Genomic DNA, 17,641 nt, shown 5'->3' with positions numbered 1-17,641 from the left:
CCGAGGAACGAGGAATCTCCATAAATGAGCAACGAAATGAGATTCCTCGTTCTTCGGAATGACAAAAAGGAGTAGAAATTATTGCCTAATTCCTCTTTTAACTATAAATTTCTTTTCCGCTCTCTACAAATTCTTGTGACTTCTCTTTCATGCCTTTTTCGGCTTCAGCGACATCACGAATTTCCTGAGATATTTTCATTGAGCAGAATTTTGGACCACACATAGAGCAAAAATGAGCCACTTTTGCGCCATCTGCCGGTAATGTTTCGTCATGAAATTCTCTTGCTGTGTCTGGGTCTAATGACAAGTTGAATTGATCTTCCCATCGGAATTCAAAACGGGCTTTACTCAAGGCATTGTCACGGTATTGTGATCCCGGATGTCCTTTGGCTAAATCAGCGGCATGAGCCGAAATCTTATACGTGATTACACCGTCTTTTACGTCTTTTTTGTTGGGTAAACCAAGGTGTTCTTTTGGAGTGACATAACAGAGCATCGCACAGCCGTACCAACCAATCATGGCAGCACCAATAGCAGAAGTGATATGATCGTAACCTGGAGCAATATCAGTGGTTAATGGACCTAAAGTGTAAAATGGTGCTTCATCACAATGCTCCAATTGTTTCTCCATATTTTCCTTTATCATGTGCATCGGTACGTGACCCGGGCCTTCAATGAATACTTGAACGTCGTGTTTCCAAGCAATTTTTGTCAGTTCGCCTAAGGTTTCCAATTCGGCAAACTGAGCGGCGTCATTGGCATCGGCAATAGAACCAGGACGCAATCCATCTCCTAATGAAAAGGCTACGTCATACTGTTTCATGATTTCGCAAATCTCCTCGAAATGGGTATAAAGGAAGTTTTCTTTGTGGTGAAACAAACACCATTTTGCCATGATAGAACCACCGCGGGAAACAATTCCGGTAACACGTTCCGCAGTTAAATGAATGTAACGCAATAGAACACCGGCATGAATGGTGAAATAGGAAACGCCTTGTTCGGCCTGTTCGATTAACGTATCACGATAGACTTCCCAAGTCAAATCTTCGGCAACGCCATTTACTTTTTCCAAAGCTTGGTAAATAGGTACCGTTCCAATTGGCACTGGAGAATTTCGGATAATCCATTCTCTGGTTTCGTGAATATTTTTCCCAGTTGACAAATCCATAATCGTATCAGCTCCCCAACGGCAAGCCCAAACCGCTTTTTCTACTTCTTCTTCTATAGTTGAGGTTACGGCGCTGTTTCCAATGTTAGCATTAATTTTTACCAAGAAATTACGCCCAACAATCATGGGTTCGCTTTCTGGATGGTTGATATTATTTGGAATAATGGCACGACCTCTGGCTACTTCGCTACGTACAAATTCAGGTGTGATTTTAGATTTTGGGGTATTAGCTCCAAAACTATTTCCGCCGTGTTGGCATTGCATAGCTTTGGTTTGTTCGTTTATCAACTCCAAGCGTTGGTTTTCACGAATGGCAATGTATTCCATTTCGGGAGTGATAATTCCCTGTTTGGCATAATACAATTGGGATACATTGGCTCCTTTTTTGGCACGCATGGGTTTGTGTAAATATTCAAAACGCAATTCGTTTAGTTTTTCGTCATTCAAACGCTTTTTTCCATATTCAGAAGAGATTTCAGTCAATTCTTCAACATCATTACGGTCCAAAATCCATTGTTCACGAATGCGCGGTAATCCTTTTCGAATGTCAATTTCGATATCTGGGTCGGTGAATGGACCGGAAGTATCGTAAACGGTTACCGGAGGATTTTTTTCTATTCGTCCGTTGGATAATTTAGTGTCTGCCAATGCAATTTCGCGCATCGCTACTTTTATGGGATGAATGGTTCCGTCTACGTAAATTTTTGTAGAATTTGGGAAAGGAGTTCTTGAGATTTTTTCTTCGTTTGCCATAATTTTTTTAAGTTTTTCCTCTCCCCAACCCTCTCCGAAGGAGAGGGAGACGAGACGGATATAGTTGATGATTATTTTGAAAATCTGCAGTCTGCAATCTGCGGACTTGAAAAGGATAGCCCGCTCGAGCAGCCAAACTATCCTCCTTGAGTTGCTGAGATGATAAGAATGTCGTCGGTTTCTTGTATAGGATGGGAATTCCAGTTGGATTTTGGAATAACGGTATTATTGATGGCTACGGCAATCCCATTTTGTTTGATGGGAATTTCCAAGTCAAGAAGTGCCTGAACAGTGAGACTGTCAAGTGCAAATTGTTTGGTTTGATTGTTGATTTTGAGCTCCATTCCTTTTAATTTTTAGAAAATTATAGAGATGCACTGCAGTGCTTCTCTACTTTAGGAATGGCTACATGGGTACATAAATGTACTAGGAAGTCATCTTACTTTTCCCTACGCTAGTATGAACTAGATCAGGTTCAGAGGGTAATTCTCAGCCTACAATGTTGTAGACACCCCTAAAGTGTGGAGCAAAAATAGGATATTATTTAATACGGAATTCCCAAAGTTTGAAAAAAATGAAACTTTATGAGCTTGTTTTGTTATTGATTTTTAAAAAGTTACTGTTTTTTCCAGCAATCTGCTACGTGATCATCCACCATTCCTGTTGCTTGCATATGCGCATAAACCACCGTAGAACCAACGAATTTAAACCCGCGTTTTTTTAAATCTTTACTGATTTCATCCGAAAGTGGAGTGGTTGCAGGAACTTCTTTTAAGGATTGTCGGTTGTTTTTAATTGGTTTTCCATCGGTAAATTTCCAAATGTATTTGGAAAAACTGCCAAATTCATCCTGTACTTTCATGAAGGCAATTGCATTGGAGACAGTGGCGCGAATTTTTAGCTGATTGCGAATAATACCTGCGTCTTGTAGCAATTCCTGAATTTTATCTTCAGAATAGGATGCTATTTTTTTATAATCGAAATCATCGAAAGCCAGTCTGAAATTTTCTCTCTTTTTTAAGATTGTAATCCAGCTTAACCCCGCCTGAAAGGTTTCCAGAATTAGAAATTCAAATATTTTTTGATCTTCATAGACGGGAACACCCCATTCTTCATCATGGTATTTTTTATATAAATCGCTTGAAGAGCACCAGCCACATCGTATTTTATCTTCCATAATTATTCCTGTTCAGAGGCTAAATAGTTTTTTATTAAATAGTGACCCAAATAAATTAAAGGAGTCAATAGGATTGCAATTCCAAGTTTGAATGTATAACCCGTCAATGCGGAAGTTATAAAAGTATTAAAGTTTATTTTTCCGGGCAACCAAAAAGCAATTCCAAGTACAATAAAAGAATCGAATAATTGGGATATTATGGTGGAACCCGTTGCTCTTAGCCATATTTTGCTATTTCCTGTGCGGTTTTTGAAAAACCAAAAGACAGTTACGTCAATCAATTGGGAAATCAAGAAGGCAATGATGCTTCCAACAATTATCCACATGCTTTGCCCAAAAACTGCAAAGAATTGATAGTCATTTACCGGACTTATTCCCTTTGCTGCAGGGATACTTATGGCTAAAAACAAGAGAATAAATGCATAAGCGATTAAACTGGCTGTGATTAAAGAGAGTTTTTTCACCCCTTTTTCTCCAAAGTATTCATTGATTAAATCGGTGGTCAGGAAAACAATTGGCCAGGGTAAAATACCGATGCTCATTACAAACGGACCTATTTGTATGAGTTTCCCGCCGATTAATTCAGCAGTAACAGCATTGGTGATAAAGATTCCGGCGAGGATAATAAATACGTGCTCTTTTTTGGTTTTAAACATAAAAAATAATTAGTACTCAAATTTAGTAATTTATTCGGAGTTTCTATTTTCTTAGAAATGGAATAATTGTAGTCTTAATTTCTTTTAATCCACCCTGAATTCTAAACCTATTCCTCGAATTGAGTCTATTGAAACGCTTTTGTCCTCAGAGAAATATTTTCGCAATCTGCTTATAAAAACATCCATACTACGTCCCGAAAAAAAATCGTCATTGCTCCAAATAGCATTTAGGATTGCGTCTCTTTTGATTACCCCATTCTTGTTCTGAAAAAGGAAAAGTAATAGTTGTGCCTCTTTATCTGTGATGCGATGCGATTTATTAGGATGGGTTAATTGTAAATTTTTATAATCAAATAAATAATTTCCAACAGCTATTTTTTCAGTCGATTGTAAGGCTTTCTTTTGATTTCTTTTTAGAATGTTATGAATTCGCAAGACTAATTCGTCGGCTTCACAGGGTTTCAAAATGTAATCGTCGGCACCCAGTTTTAGTCCTTTGATTTTATCTTCTTTAAAGCTTTTGGCGGTTAGAAACAGAAAAGGCATTTCCGGATTTATGGCAATAATTTTTTCGGCAAGCATAAAACCGTCCATTTGTGGCATCATTACATCGAGGATGCAAATGTCAATATTGTTATTGTTGCCATTGCCATTGAAAATTGCCAAGGCTTCGGCTCCGTTTTTTGCCCAAGTAACTTGAAATCCCGAAATTTCGAGATATTGTTTGAGGATAGTTGCGAAATCAAAATCGTCTTCGGTTAAAAGAATATGCGTCATTATATAGGAATTGAAATGATGAAAGTGGCGCCTTTATTTTGCTGACTTTCAATGGTTATTTTACCTTGATAACTTTCTATTATTTCTCGGGCATAAAATAGACCCAAACCAAGACCTTTAGTATTGTGGATGTCGCCATTTTGAATTCGGTAAAATTTATCGAAAACCGCGTTTTGGTCGTTTTTATGGATGCCGATTCCGTTATCTCTGATACTTAAAATAAAAGCATTTACCACGCTTTTTGTTGTAATGGTGATTTGGGTTCCTCCGTATTTTACGGCATTTTCAAGCAGATTGACCAATAGGGTGTTGAAATGAAATTTACTCATTTTTAAATCAATATTCGACGTATTCAATTGACTGAAGATTTCAATAGCTGGATGCGCTACCTGAAAATCCGTGATGCAATTCCCAATAGCCTCTTGGTTTATGTTTTGTTCCAATTTTAGTGTGGAGATATTCAAAAGCAAGGAATCAAAATTAACTTGATTGACAATATTTTGCAAACGATTATTTTGCCGTTCTATGATGGCCACGGTGTTTTTTTGCATTTCTTCGTCTAAAATAGTTGCATTCAAAGTTTTGGTGGCAATACTCAAAGTTGCCAAAGGCGTTTTGAATTCGTGGGTAATGTTATTGATGAAATCACGTTGCATTTCGGCAATTTTCTTTTGCTTGATGCCGTTTTTTATGGAGATATAAAATAACAAAATCACGAACGACATCAGGAAGAAGGAAGCCAAAAGCAAGCCTATCATTTCAGAAAAAATGAGTTGCTTTAAATTATTGATGCAGTAGTAGGAAACTCTTATTACTTCAAATGCGTACTGATGCTCTTCGGCTAGTTTGCCGTCTTTTTTTGTTTTTATGCTGCCACTGCTAGACCAGGTTCCCGTGTTTAAAATATGTTTATACTTTAGTTTTTCTTGGGTATGGAAAAGTGATGTGTCTTGATTGAATATAGTATCATTCCTGTTCTTGTTTTTTATAATAATAGATTTGATATTCTTTGAAAATCCTATCTCGTAATTGGTTTTTTTAAATTTTCCGTTGATATAATTGATCGCAATTTTGGCATAGAAAGCCTCCGCTTTCTTTAAATTGGCGACTAATTCGCTTTTGTTTATTTTGCCGTTCGAAAAATCAACTATGATTTCCTGTTGAATGCGATATATAGAATCGTTTCTGGCATTGTTTTCCCTATCGTCTAATTTCTCTAATACCTTTTTTACTTGGGCAGTTAACTCATTTTCCTTTAATTGGTAGGTATTGTAAATAAAATAGGCTTGAATGGACAACAAAGCAATGACGGTGAATGTGCAGCCAGTAATTAAAATCTTATTTTTCATAGCACAAAAATAGTTTATTTAATTGTTCTAAAAAGCCGTGATTGTCGCCATTAACCCTTCGTTAACTCATTGTTAACCCTCTTTTCGGAAGTGATTATTGAGATTTGCATCAAAAATTAATCACTATGAAAAAATATGTTTTTGTTCTGCTACTTATGCCGATATTGTGCTTATCGCAAAATTTTAAATTCTCGGGTAGCGTTGTGAACAATAAGAAGTTACCGATTGCCTTCGCTTCCGTTTGTTTGACAAATCAATCGGATACTTTGGTTCGGAAAGTTGGCGTAGCCAATGAAAAAGGGATTTTTGAAATAGGGACTATTCAAAAAGGTAGTTATTCGATGCAAGTGAAATCAGTGGGATTTGCAATCTGTTCTGAAATTATTGCTATTGGAAATGATGTGGATAAGAAAGAAGTTGTGCTGCAAGATCTTGAAACCAAATTAGAAGAAGTGGTTGTCAGTTCTAAAAAACCTACGTTGAAAAGAAAAATAGACCGTTTGGAATTCAATGTGGAGAATACGATACTTTCGAGTAATAATGCTTGGGAAATACTCAAGAAAACCCCCAGTGTCACGGTTTCTGGTGGTGATTTGTCCATTCGCGGAAGTAAAGGTATTTTGGTGACTGTTAACGATAAAAAAATATATCTCACAGGCGAGGAACTCAAAACCATGTTGGAGGGAACGAATGGGGATGACATCAAATCGGTTGAGGTGATCACGAATCCGCCTGCGAAATATGAAGCTGCAGGAAGTGCTGTTTTGAATATTAAAATGAAAAAGAATCTAAAGGAAGGTTATAAGGGAACTTTAAAAACGGCTTATGTTCAGAGTATTTATGCCAAATATGTGGCCAGTACAAGTCAGTATTTTAAAATGAAAAAGTTTTCATTTTTTGGAAGTTATATGTTTGGTTCCGGTACTTATTTGCGTCAAGGCGAAGACGTGGTGCATTTTGATGAGCAACAAACGACTTGGAAAAGTGTCATGAACAGAAAAAAGAAATCATTATCCCAAAACACGTATCGTTTGAATGCCGAATATGAAATTGATAGTCTGAACACACTATCTTTTGGAACGGATGGTTTTATAAGCCAGAAGAATAGTGGAAATTATGTTGTTCCTACGACTATTTACAATAGTCAAGATCAAATAGAATCACGCTATGTGACTAGTAATAAACGAACGCCAATGTCAAGAAACAGTTCTTATAATTTGTCTTACGAACATAAATTGGGGGCAAAAGAATCTTTAAATTTTTCGTCAGATTATACCAATTATAATGATATAGTAAATCAAGATGTGAATACGGTTTTTAACTTTTTGGGAACACCGGAATACACCTCAAGATTTGTGAGCGATAACCGTCAAGTGATTAATTTGTTCTCTTCTCAATTGGATTATAGTTTAGAAAATGATAAGTCAACCTTTGAAACAGGCTTGAAATTTGGGAATGTCAAAGCCAAAAACAAATTGCTTTTTCAGGAGGAAGAGGTCAGTATTTTGATTGATAAACCCGAAAAAAGCAACGTCTTTGATTATAATGAAAACATTTTTGCAGCTTACGCCAGTTTTTCAAAAGAATTAGAAAAATGGAGTCTGAAGGCAGGTTTGCGGGCTGAATACACGCAATTGGAAGGTATTTCCGTTAATCCGAAAGAAGTTAATCCGCAAAACTATTTGAAGCTTTTCCCGACTTTATATGCCATGTATAAGCCGTCTGAAGGGAATGAAATGGGGATATCCTATGGAAAACGCATCACGAGACCTAACTACAGTTGGCTGAATCCTTCAAAATCATATTATAATAAGTATTCCTATTTTATAGGCGACGCTAGTTTGCAGCCTACGATTACGCATAATTTTAGTTTTCTTTACACGCTGCAGCGTAAGTATAACTTTGATTTGTACTATAGGAATGAAAAAAATCCGTCTATGGAAATTTCCTTTCAAGACAATGCTACAAATACGGTGGTGTATCATTTTACAAATATTGAAAAAGATCAGGCTGTTGGATTGGATTTCAGTTGTAATCTTGAGCCAAAGTCTTGGTGGACAATCGGATTGCAATCAGGAATAAAATATACAGAAGATTTATTTCAAGGTATAGACGGGAATTTATATACAAATAATGTTTGGGGCTTTAGTAGTAGCATTAGTCAGCAATTTAATCTCAACAAGAAGAAAGATTTCACGGCCGAAGTTGATTTTTGGTACAATTCGCCCTCGGTTCAAGGCACCTTTACAATCACAGGTTCGTCTAGTTTGGAAATGAGTTGCAAGAAGAAATTCTGGAATAAGAATGCCGAAGTTTCGCTTATTCTCTCAGATATTTATCGAGGCCAAAAGAGTATTGTGTCTACAAAATATGCCAACCAAAATAATTATTTTTATGATTATAGCGACACCCAAAGTTTTAGAATAGGGTTTAAATATAATCTGGGGAATCAAAAATTAAAAAACAAAACAGAGAAAGAGAAGACGGAAGAACAGAAAAGACTTTAGAGAAAGTTAAATATATAGCAAGAAAAACCCCATTTCAAATTACTTCGAAATGGGGTTTTTATATGAATGCGGGTTGTGAAATTCACGAATGTGATTGCTTCGTTCCTCGCAATGACTTTATCCTAAAGCAGCTCTTTTGAAACCTGTAACGATAAGATCTTTATCTAAAGATTTTACATAATTAGCAACGCTTAATTTGTTGTCTTTGATGTAATCTTGGTTTACTAAAGTGTTGTCTTTAAAGAAACGAGCTAATTTACCTTTAGCGATATTGTCTAACATTGCTTCGGCTTTTCCTTCTTGACGTAGGATGTCTTTAGCAATTTCGATTTCTTTAGCGATAGTTTCTGCATCAACACCTTCTTCGTTTAATGCAATAGGAGCCATAGCTGCTGCTTGCATAGATACGTTTCTTGAAACTTCATCAGCACCTTCAACATTTGCAGATAGCGCAACTAAAGTAGCGATTTTGTTTCCAGAGTGGATGTAAGATCCGATGAATGCACCTTCTAATTTTTCGAAAGTTCTGATTTCTAATTTTTCACCGATAACTCCTGTTTGCTCTATTAATTTATCAGCAACAGTAATTCCGTTGAAATCAGCCGCTAAAAATTCTTCTTTAGTATTGAAGTTCAATGCTAAATTAGCCATTTCAGTAGCCATTTTTACAAAGTTCTCATTCATTCCTACGAAGTCAGTCTCACAGTTCAATGTGATAACAACTCCAGCAGTTTTGTCAGCATTTACAACAGCAATTGCAGCACCTTCAGTAGATTCTCTATCTGAACGGTTAGCAGCTACTTTTTGTCCTTTTTTACGTAAGTTTTCGATTGCTAAATCAAAATCTCCGTCTGCTTCAACCAAGGCTTTTTTGCAGTCCATCATACCTGCACCAGTGATTGTTCTTAATTTATTTACGTCTGCAGCAGTAATTGTTGCCATATTGTATTATTTTTTAAGGTTAAAAGTAAAAAATTCCAAGTGTTAAATCCAATTTCCAATTTTATTAAATTATCAACTTTAGGTTTCTAATTTTTTTTGGAGAGGAATTTAAAACTTGGAATTAAATGTTTATTTATTCTTCAGTTGCAGTTGGAGCAGCAGCTTCTACAGCAGGAGCTGCTTCCACAGCTTCAGCAGCAGGAGCAACAACTTCAGTGGTAGCAGGAGCAACAACTTCAGCAGTAGCTTCACCTTCTTTGTCAGAACCTCTATCAGAAAGTCCTTCAACAATTGCAGCTGTAACTAAAGATAAAATTTTATCAATTGATTTAGAAGCATCATCATTTGCAGGAATTACATATTCTACTTCACGAGGATCAGAATTTGTATCAACCATTGCAAAAACTGGAATGTTTAATTTTTGAGCTTCTTTTATTGCGATGTGTTCCGCTTTGATATCAACTACGAACAATGCAGCTGGTAGTCTGGACATGTCAGCGATTGAACCTAAATTTTTCTCTAATTTAGCACGAAGACGATCTACTTGCAAACGCTCTTTTTTAGAAAGGGTCATGAATGTACCATCTTTCTTCATTTTATCAATAGTAGCCATTTTTTTAACAGCTTTACGGATAGTTACGAAGTTAGTTAGCATTCCACCAGGCCATCTTTCAGTAATGTAAGGCATGTTTGCAGCTTTTGCTTTTTCAGCAACGATGTCTTTTGCTTGTTTTTTGGTAGCTACGAATAATATTTTTCTACCTGATGCAGCGATTTTTTTCAAAGCTTCATTCGCTTCTTCAATTTTTGCTGCAGTTTTATATAGATTGATAATGTGAATACCATTACGCTCCATATAAATGTAAGGAGCCATGTTTGGATCCCATTTTCTAGTCATGTGTCCGAAGTGAACACCTGCTTCTAGTAATTCTTTTACTTCTACTTTGTTTGCCATTTTTGTTCTAGTTTACGTTCTGTTGATTAGCAATGAATAAATGGCGGTTTCCCGGCTTTATACATTTAGATGCTAAACTATTTCCTACCTCGGTAGGAGAGCAACAACAACTTTGTTTTTTTAAATTCAATAATAAAGGAACGATGTCTTGTCCCATTTGAACAAGACAGGTAATATTAACGTTTAGAGAATTGGAATCTCTTACGAGCTTTCTTCTGACCGAATTTCTTACGTTCAACCATTCTTGGATCTCTTGTCAATAAACCTTCTGGTTTCAAGATAGCTCTGTTTTCAGCATTTACTTCACACATAACGCGTGCCAATGCCATTCTTACAGCTTCTGCCTGACCAGTTGAACCACCTCCGTAAACGTTAACTTTTACGTCAAAGTTGCTTACATTTTCTGTCATAGACATAGGTTGTAATACTTTGTACTGTAAAGTTGCAGTTGGGAAGTACGTTTCGAATGCTTTTTTGTTTACAGTGATTACTCCTGTTCCTTCCGAAACATAAACACGTGCAACAGCGGTTTTTCTTCTACCGATTTTGTGAATAACTCCCATTACTTAAGATCGTTAAGGTTAACTGTTCTAGGTTTTTGAGCGCCTTGTTTGTGCTCTGATCCTACAACAACATTTAAATTTCTAAAAAGCTCAGCACCTAACTTGTTTTTAGGTAACATCCCTTTTATCGCTTTTTCAACTAGTAATGCAGGGTTTTTTGATTGCAATACTTCAGCAGTTAAAGTTCTTTGTCCTCCAGGGTAGCCAGTGTGGCGGATGTAAGTTTTCTCTTTCATCTTGTTTCCTGTAAGGTTGATTTTTTCTGAGTTGATAACAATTACGTTATCTCCACAGTCAACGTGCGGCGTATAACTAGCTTTGTATTTACCTCTAAGGATCATTGCGATCTTTGAAGCCATACGACCTAAGTTATGCCCATCAGCGTCTACAACAATCCACTCTTTTGTAACGGTGGCTTTGCTTGCTGATTGTGTCTTGTAGCTTAATGCGTCCATAATATTATTTTAATTAAACATTCCATCCCCAATAAAGGGGTTGCAAAAGTACAATTAATTATTTTAAATACAAATACCTTAAAAGATTATTTTTCACTTGTTTTAGTACTGATTATCAACTGGATATTTGAAATATTATTCTGCGATTGAATTTGTGTTTCTCTCTTCTTCGTGAGTTGAATTCAATGGACTGTAGTTTTTGTGTGCTTTTATTGTATATTTCTAGTTTTTCAGAGGTAAATTTTATATTTTATTGGCTATTTTTGTCATTTAAACAGTTAATATTCTAATTATACATATCTTGTTACTGTTTTTACTATATGAATTACGACAAATATCTCCCTTATGAAAGCTAAAGCAACATTAAAACAAATCGCAAAAGAACTGAATGTTTCTGTTTCTACAGTTTCAAAAGCACTTAATGATAGCCCGGAAATTAGTGAGCTGACGAAAATTAAAATTAAAGAATATGCTAAACTTAAAAATTACAAACCCAATGTAATTGGTCTGAATCTCAAAAATAGAAAGACAAAAACCATTGGTGTAATTATTCCAAATATTTTAAATTCTTTTTTTGCTAAAGTATTTAGCGGTATAGAAAAAATAGCGGATGAAAAAGGATATAATGTTATTATGTGTATCTCTAATGAATCATTAGAAAAAGAAGCACATACACTTGAAATGCTAAGTAATGGGACTATTGATGGATTTATTGTTTCCGTTTCTGAAGAAGCACAAAAAAATCATGAGTATAATCATTTTAAAGAGATTATTAATGACGGGACTCCTATAGTTATGTTCGATAGAATTGCTGATGGGGTGGAGTGTGATAAAGTTGTAGTCGATGATTTTGATTCGGCTTTAAATTCTACGCAGCATTTAATAAATATAGGATGCAAGAACATCGCTTTATTTTCTTCTGTAGATAATTTAAGTGTTGGTAAATTAAGAGCTGAAGGGTATCTTAAGGCATTGGAAAATAATAATATTCCTGTAAACGCTAATATAATTCTTAGAACGGATTCTGAAGACAATTTGAAAAATAAAATTGAAAGTATTTTTGATAACAATACAATAGATGGTGTTTTTGCTTTGGATGAAAATGATTCGGTGGCCGCATTAAAAGTAGGTCTTAAAAAAGGATTTAAAATACCGAAAGAACTTTCTATTATAGGTTTTGCCGATGGAATTCTAGCTTCTAGAAGATTATCTCCAAGTTTAACTACGGTAAGTCAGCATGGAATAGAAATAGGCGAAGTTGCGGCTAAATTGCTTATCGCGAGATTAGAATCCAAAGAAGAGCACGTTCCTTATGAGACGGTAGTAATCAAAACAAAATTGAAAGAAAGAGAATCAACAAGGAAATTGTAGTTTCCTATAATAAATAAGTCTAAAAAAATCTCTAATCGTTTTAAATGATTAGAGATTTTTTTATGAGTATTAAGGAAGATAATTCTAATGCGCTTCCAGCCAATCTTTCCCTGCTCCTAAATCAACATCCAAAGGTACATCAAGTTTAAAGGCATGTTCCATTTCGTATTTTATCATCGGTTGGATTTTTTCGAGCTCCGAATTGTGCACGTCAAACACAAGCTCATCATGAACCTGTAACAACATTTTGCTTTTCCAGTTTTCGGAGGTTAGTTTTTCATGAATATTAATCATCGCAATTTTAATGATGTCGGCAGCGCTTCCTTGTATTGGCGCATTTACCGCATTTCGTTCTGCGCCACCACGAACAATGGCGTTTTGCGAATTAATATCTTTCAAATAGCGACGACGCCCCAGGATTGTTTGCACATAACCATTGTCTCTTGCAAAATCTATTTGTTCCTGAATATAGGATTTTAATCTTGGATATGTTTTGTAATATGCTTCAATCAAAGCGGCGCTTTCACTTCTGGATAAAGAGGTTTGATTGCTCAATCCAAAAGCCGAAACTCCATAAATAATTCCAAAATTCACCGTTTTGGCATGACTTCGTTGCTCGCGAGTCACTTCTTCGAGCGGAACATTAAATACTTTTGAAGCCGTGGATTTGTGAATGTCTTCATGATTTTGGAATGCCTTAATCATGTTTTCTTCACCACTTAATGCCGCTATTACTCGCAATTCTATTTGAGAATAATCGGCAGAAACCAAAGTGTAGTTTTCATCTCGGGCCACAAATGCTTTTCTGATTTGTCGGCCACGTTCCGTACGAATCGGAATGTTTTGTAAGTTCGGATTATTCGAACTCAATCGTCCCGTTGCGGCAACGGTTTGCATGTAATCCGTGTGGATACGGTTCGTAATTTTATCTACTTGATTGGGTAATGCTTCTACATACGTATTTTGCAGTTTTACCAATTGGCGCCAGTCGAGAATATCTTTCACAATTGGATTTTCGGAAGCTAAATAACTTAAAATTTCCTCCCCTGTGGCATATTGACCTGTTTTGGTCTTTTTTTGTTTGGCTCCGCCAATTTTCAATTTGTCAAATAAAACATCACCCAGTTGTTTCGGGGAAGCCAGATTGAATTTTTCGCCCGCAGTTTCATAAATGTTTACCTCCAATATTTTAATGTCGTCGTCTAATGTTTTTGACAGTGATTTCAAGAAATCCACATCTACACGGATTCCTTCTTTTTCCATGTCAGCCAAGACTTTTACCAATGGAATTTCGATTTCTTCAAAAAGTTTCTTGGTTCCTGTTTTGTCTAATTCCAAGGTGAATATTTCCTTGAGTTGCAAGGTTACGTCAGCATCTTCAACGGCATACTCTTTTATTTCTTCCAATGCAACGTCACGCATTGATTTCTGGTTTTTTCCTTTTTTACCAATTAAAGTTTCAATGGATTGAGGCGAATATTTTAAATACGTTTCCGATAAAATATCCATGTTATGACGCATATCCGGATTGATCAGATAATGTGCAATCATGGTGTCGAATAATTTTCCTTTTACGGTAACATTATAATTAGAAAGAATCTTTAAATCGTATTTTAAATTTTGACCAATTTTCTCAATGCTTTCATTTTCGAAAAAAGGAATGAATTTTTCAATTAAAGTTTGCGCTTGGTCGCGGTTTTCCGGAAACGGAACATAGAATCCTTTTCCTTTTTCATACGAAAATGAGATTCCAACCAATTCAGCATGCAAAGCATCCAAACCGGTTGTTTCGGTATCAAAACAAACGGAAGATTGGTTTTGTAAATTTTGCAACAGCAATTTCAGTCCTAAATCACCTTGAATTATCTGATAAGAATGTTCTGTGTTTTCTAATGAGTTATAATATTGATGACGTGTTTCTTCTGAGGAGTCATCCTGTAGTGTACTTCCAAAAAGGTCGAATTGCTCTTCGTTTTTTGGCTGTGGTTTTTTGTACAATTTGGTTTCGTCAACGGGATTGTTATTGGTGGATGCAGTTCCGACTTTTTTAAATATGGCATCAAATTGTTCTGCCATTCTTCTAAATTCTAATTCATTGAATAGCGCATCTGTTTTTTCTACATCGGGAGTTGATAATTCATAATCCGTTTCGTCAAAAATAACCGGACAATCGAGTAAAATTGTCGCCAAAGTTTTAGATAACAATCCTTTTTCTTTATTGGCTTCGATGTTCTCTTTCATCTTTCCTTTTAGCTTGTCAGTATTCGCTAAAAGGTTTTCCATGGTTCCAAATTCTTTCAAAAGTTTCTTAGCCGTTACTTCGCCTACGCCAGGAAGTCCTGGAATATTATCGGCAGCATCACCCATCATTCCAAGAAAGTCAATCACTTGGTCTGGTCGTTCGATTTCAAATTTTGCTAATACTTCCGGAATTCCCCAAATTTCTATTCCATTACCCATTCGGGCAGGTTTATACATAAATATATTCTCAGAAACGAGTTGTGCAAAATCCTTATCTGGGGTTACCATAAAGACTTTGTAGTTCTGTTTTTCTGCTTGTTTAGCAATTGTTCCAATTAAATCATCAGCTTCATAGCCTTTTACTTCTATAATAGGAATATGCATGGCTTTCAGTAAATCTTGGATATAAGGAATAGCAATTTTAATTGCTTCGGGAGTGGCATCACGATGGGCTTTGTATTCTGGAAATATATCATTTCTCAATTGACTTCCGCCATTATCAAAGGCAACGGCTAAATGGTCTGGTTTTTCTCTTTTAATTACATCCATCAATGAATTCATAAATCCCATAATGGCCGATGTGTCCATTCCTTTAGAATTGATTCTTGGATTTTTTATGAAAGCATAATAGCCTCGAAAGATTAAGGCGTAGGCGTCAAGAAGGAAAAGGCGTTTTTGTTGTGACATGATTGTGATTTTGTAAAGTTTTCAAAAGTACAAAACTTGTCAGATAAAGGAGTGAAATATTTCTTATGATTCATGTTTGAGTCCTTTTTTTTAGTTTTCTAAAAGTTGTCGTTAAATAATTTTGCAGTCTATTTTTTTTGAAGAAAAATTATGGGGTAATGATTTGAAAGAAAATAATTATAAATTATTAAAGGGCTGTGATTGCGAATATATAATTATAGTTATACATCAATAAAAATAATGTTTTTAAACGATTATTTATGTATTTAAACGATATTTTTATGTAAATTTATACATGGAATTTCTACTCCAATGAGGTTCATTGATATTTAATCTTTAATCAGTTGTTATGAAAAAAAATTATTTTTCTAAAAAGGTGTTACAAGCCTGTCTGTTATTTTTCATGATAATAACTGCGAATGTGTTTGCCCAAGTAGGCATAGGAACTATCACGCCCCATGCAAGTTCAGTACTGGAGGTTTCATCAACAACCCAAGGAATGTTGACACCCAGAATGACAACTGTACAAAGAACTGCTATTGTGACTCCAGCCGATGGTTTAATAGTTTATGATACAGATTTAAAATCTTTTTACCACTACAATTCTACTTTAACATTATGGATTAGACTGAATAGTGAAGCGAATGGCAGATTGAAGTTTAAACGTATAAAATCTACGGATGTCCTAGCGACAGTTTTGGCAGCGGAGAAGACCGCAGGAGGTAATACTAAGTATCTTTTGGATGTTAATACTTATTATGAAATAAATGGAACCATAAATGTAGATTTACCGATTGATTTAAATAATGCCTATGTTTCTGGTATGGATGCAAATGAGGATGTATTGGTTAGAACATCTGGAAATCTGTTTGACGGTGCAACAGGAGGAAGTATTAGAAATGTAACTATTCAGGTTACCGGAGGAGGAAAAGTTTTTAATTTGAATGGAGCAACATCACAAAGTTTAATCGTAAGAGATGCAATAATCGCAGGTTCTTCTAATGTAGGTTCTATAACTGGTTTCGGATTAGTTTTTGTCAGTATCGTTCAATTTGTGGGTAACGCTGCGGGGATTACGTATGATACTATTGGCAAATTATTAATAAATAATGCAGCGTGGTTCAGTAATAATACAGGTACTTATGAAAAATTGCAAGGTACATTTGGTTTAGTGCAAAAACAAGGTGGTTTTAGTGAAGTAACTGGAGCGTCTATTGGATTAGATGTGTCATCTAATCCAGTTATAACCGGAGATGCCGTTATGGAAACAGTGGTTTTTACAGGAGTACTTACAACAGGGAAATACGTGAAAGGATATACAGTGGGTAGCTATACGGGATATAGTTTTAATGATTTTTGGACCGTACGTTCTACAGGAATTCCAAATGAGGGAGATTCCTATGCAACTGGAAATTTATATTTGGATCGGACGGTAACTGCGCCAACAATCTCGCTTGCAAGTACTAGCACAGCGTATAAAGTTCCGGGAACAACAATTTCAACTAATTTGTTTAGAATGGATGGCGCTACAACTAACAGGCTGGTTTATTTAGGTAGAAAGGCAAGAACTTTTACGGTTGCGGCTTCAGTTTCCTTCGAAGGTGGAACCGGCAGTGCTGATCTTTTGTTTTATTTCGTGAAATTTGCTTCTGGCGGAACTCCTTATACTTTTATAACTTCTTCAGAAACCTTTATAGATTCTAATACAGCAAATGTGCAAAGTTTTTCTGTTTCAGGGACCATCAGTCTTGCCAATGGAGAATATGTTGAATTGTATGCACAGCGGTTAAATGGAACAAACAAAACATTTACATTTCGTTCTTATAATATGTCAATGAAATAAAAATAATAAAAAGGAATACTTCTTTACAATTTTTAATAGTCGCATTATTTAGTTTTTAAAATAATGCGACTATTTTGATTTAATTCTGCTTTTGTCGATTTATACAATTTTAAAGCATCAAGAGCCAGTATAGGATAATCAACCGTTAAATTTTAATTAATAAGAAGCCGTTTTGATGAATTGTTTTGTTATTTTGT

14 protein-coding genes and 1 riboswitch are annotated in these 17,641 nt (G+C 35.6%); of the genes, 3 read left to right on the top strand and 11 right to left on the bottom strand.

Going from position 1 to position 17,641, the window contains the following annotated elements; translation table 11 throughout:
• Positions 1-97: 97 nt before the first annotated feature.
• The 6 genes from thiC to ACNQGX_RS03410 all read right to left on the bottom strand — a co-directional run bounded on the left by thiC (position 98) and on the right by ACNQGX_RS03410 (position 5,880).
• Positions 98-1,921 carry a phosphomethylpyrimidine synthase ThiC gene (thiC, locus tag ACNQGX_RS03435; RefSeq protein ID WP_417974032.1) on the bottom strand — a complete coding sequence of 608 codons (1,824 nt, stop codon included), beginning with the start codon at positions 1,919-1,921 and terminating at the stop codon, positions 98-100.
• Between the two features lie 137 nt (positions 1,922-2,058).
• Entirely contained in the window at positions 2,059-2,265 is a 207-nt protein-coding gene (gene thiS, locus ACNQGX_RS03430; protein WP_417974030.1) for a sulfur carrier protein ThiS, read from the bottom strand.
• Positions 2,266-2,350: 85 nt separating this feature from the next.
• Positions 2,351-2,447, bottom strand: a riboswitch (TPP riboswitch).
• 90 nt (positions 2,448-2,537) lie between these two features.
• Positions 2,538-3,098 (bottom strand): DNA-3-methyladenine glycosylase I, encoded by a 561-nt coding sequence (locus ACNQGX_RS03425; RefSeq protein WP_417974028.1) that lies wholly within the window; start codon positions 3,096-3,098, stop codon positions 2,538-2,540.
• A gap of 2 nt (positions 3,099-3,100) precedes the next feature.
• Positions 3,101-3,754 (bottom strand): queuosine precursor transporter, encoded by a 654-nt coding sequence (locus ACNQGX_RS03420; protein ID WP_417974026.1) that lies wholly within the window; start codon positions 3,752-3,754, stop codon positions 3,101-3,103.
• 84 nt (positions 3,755-3,838) lie between these two features.
• Positions 3,839-4,531 carry a response regulator transcription factor gene (locus ACNQGX_RS03415; RefSeq protein WP_417974024.1) on the bottom strand — a complete coding sequence of 231 codons (693 nt, stop codon included), beginning with the start codon at positions 4,529-4,531 and terminating at the stop codon, positions 3,839-3,841.
• Positions 4,531-5,880 (bottom strand): sensor histidine kinase, encoded by a 1,350-nt coding sequence (locus ACNQGX_RS03410; protein WP_417974022.1) that lies wholly within the window; start codon positions 5,878-5,880, stop codon positions 4,531-4,533. The genes ACNQGX_RS03415 and ACNQGX_RS03410 overlap by 1 nt, the downstream gene beginning before the upstream one ends.
• A 125-nt stretch (positions 5,881-6,005) precedes the next feature.
• Between ACNQGX_RS03410 and ACNQGX_RS03405 the strand changes: the two genes are divergently transcribed.
• Positions 6,006-8,387: an outer membrane beta-barrel protein gene (locus ACNQGX_RS03405; RefSeq protein WP_417974020.1), complete on the top strand. Its 2,382-nt coding sequence runs from the start codon at positions 6,006-6,008 to the stop codon at positions 8,385-8,387.
• Between the two features lie 117 nt (positions 8,388-8,504).
• Here the strand turns inward: ACNQGX_RS03405 and tsf are convergent, their stop codons facing one another.
• The 4 genes from tsf to rplM form a co-directional block, all read right to left on the bottom strand.
• Positions 8,505-9,329 carry a translation elongation factor Ts gene (tsf, locus tag ACNQGX_RS03400; protein WP_417974018.1) on the bottom strand — a complete coding sequence of 275 codons (825 nt, stop codon included), beginning with the start codon at positions 9,327-9,329 and terminating at the stop codon, positions 8,505-8,507.
• A 133-nt stretch (positions 9,330-9,462) separates the two neighbouring features.
• Positions 9,463-10,284, bottom strand: coding sequence for a 30S ribosomal protein S2 (gene rpsB, locus ACNQGX_RS03395; protein ID WP_417974016.1), 822 nt, complete (start codon positions 10,282-10,284; stop codon positions 9,463-9,465).
• Between the two features lie 176 nt (positions 10,285-10,460).
• Positions 10,461-10,847, bottom strand: coding sequence for a 30S ribosomal protein S9 (rpsI, locus tag ACNQGX_RS03390; RefSeq protein WP_066080508.1), 387 nt, complete (start codon positions 10,845-10,847; stop codon positions 10,461-10,463).
• Complete coding sequence (gene rplM / locus ACNQGX_RS03385; protein WP_066080505.1) at positions 10,847-11,302, bottom strand: 50S ribosomal protein L13; 456 nt, start codon at positions 11,300-11,302, stop codon at positions 10,847-10,849. The genes rpsI and rplM overlap by 1 nt, the downstream gene beginning before the upstream one ends.
• A 345-nt stretch (positions 11,303-11,647) precedes the next feature.
• Here rplM and ACNQGX_RS03380 point away from each other — a divergent pair, with 345 nt between their 5' ends.
• The gene (locus tag ACNQGX_RS03380) at positions 11,648-12,673 is read left to right on the top strand and encodes a LacI family DNA-binding transcriptional regulator (protein WP_131914951.1); all 1,026 of its coding nucleotides are present in this window, start codon (positions 11,648-11,650) and stop codon (positions 12,671-12,673) included.
• An 84-nt stretch (positions 12,674-12,757) separates the two neighbouring features.
• On the opposite strand, the gene polA is transcribed toward ACNQGX_RS03380, so the two are convergent.
• On the bottom strand, positions 12,758-15,601 hold the full coding sequence (polA, locus tag ACNQGX_RS03375) for a DNA polymerase I (protein WP_417974013.1): 2,844 nt from the start codon (positions 15,599-15,601) through the stop codon (positions 12,758-12,760).
• 349 nt (positions 15,602-15,950) lie between these two features.
• Between polA and ACNQGX_RS03370 the strand changes: the two genes are divergently transcribed.
• Complete coding sequence (locus tag ACNQGX_RS03370; protein ID WP_417974011.1) at positions 15,951-17,444, top strand: hypothetical protein; 1,494 nt, start codon at positions 15,951-15,953, stop codon at positions 17,442-17,444.
• Positions 17,445-17,641: the final 197 nt, after the last annotated feature.

The sequence above is a fragment of the Flavobacterium glycogeni genome (assembly GCF_048286775.1).
GTDB lineage: Bacteria > Bacteroidota > Bacteroidia > Flavobacteriales > Flavobacteriaceae > Flavobacterium.
The sequence above is the reverse complement of the archived record's forward strand: the minus strand, read 5'-3'. Positions and strand labels throughout refer to the sequence as shown.

Coding starts and splice junctions, on each gene's coding strand:
- thiC (WP_417974032.1), bottom strand. CDS start 1,921: ATGGCAAACGAAGAAAAAATCTCAAGAACTCCTTTCCCAAATTCTACA.
- thiS (WP_417974030.1), bottom strand. CDS start 2,265: ATGGAGCTCAAAATCAACAATCAAACCAAACAATTTGCACTTGACAGT.
- ACNQGX_RS03425 (WP_417974028.1), bottom strand. CDS start 3,098: ATGGAAGATAAAATACGATGTGGCTGGTGCTCTTCAAGCGATTTATAT.
- ACNQGX_RS03420 (WP_417974026.1), bottom strand. CDS start 3,754: ATGTTTAAAACCAAAAAAGAGCACGTATTTATTATCCTCGCCGGAATC.
- ACNQGX_RS03415 (WP_417974024.1), bottom strand. CDS start 4,531: ATGACGCATATTCTTTTAACCGAAGACGATTTTGATTTCGCAACTATC.
- ACNQGX_RS03410 (WP_417974022.1), bottom strand. CDS start 5,880: ATGAAAAATAAGATTTTAATTACTGGCTGCACATTCACCGTCATTGCT.
- ACNQGX_RS03405 (WP_417974020.1), top strand. CDS start 6,006: ATGAAAAAATATGTTTTTGTTCTGCTACTTATGCCGATATTGTGCTTA.
- tsf (WP_417974018.1), bottom strand. CDS start 9,329: ATGGCAACAATTACTGCTGCAGACGTAAATAAATTAAGAACAATCACT.
- rpsB (WP_417974016.1), bottom strand. CDS start 10,284: ATGGCAAACAAAGTAGAAGTAAAAGAATTACTAGAAGCAGGTGTTCAC.
- rpsI (WP_066080508.1), bottom strand. CDS start 10,847: ATGGGAGTTATTCACAAAATCGGTAGAAGAAAAACCGCTGTTGCACGT.
- rplM (WP_066080505.1), bottom strand. CDS start 11,302: ATGGACGCATTAAGCTACAAGACACAATCAGCAAGCAAAGCCACCGTT.
- ACNQGX_RS03380 (WP_131914951.1), top strand. CDS start 11,648: ATGAAAGCTAAAGCAACATTAAAACAAATCGCAAAAGAACTGAATGTT.
- polA (WP_417974013.1), bottom strand. CDS start 15,601: ATGTCACAACAAAAACGCCTTTTCCTTCTTGACGCCTACGCCTTAATC.
- ACNQGX_RS03370 (WP_417974011.1), top strand. CDS start 15,951: ATGAAAAAAAATTATTTTTCTAAAAAGGTGTTACAAGCCTGTCTGTTA.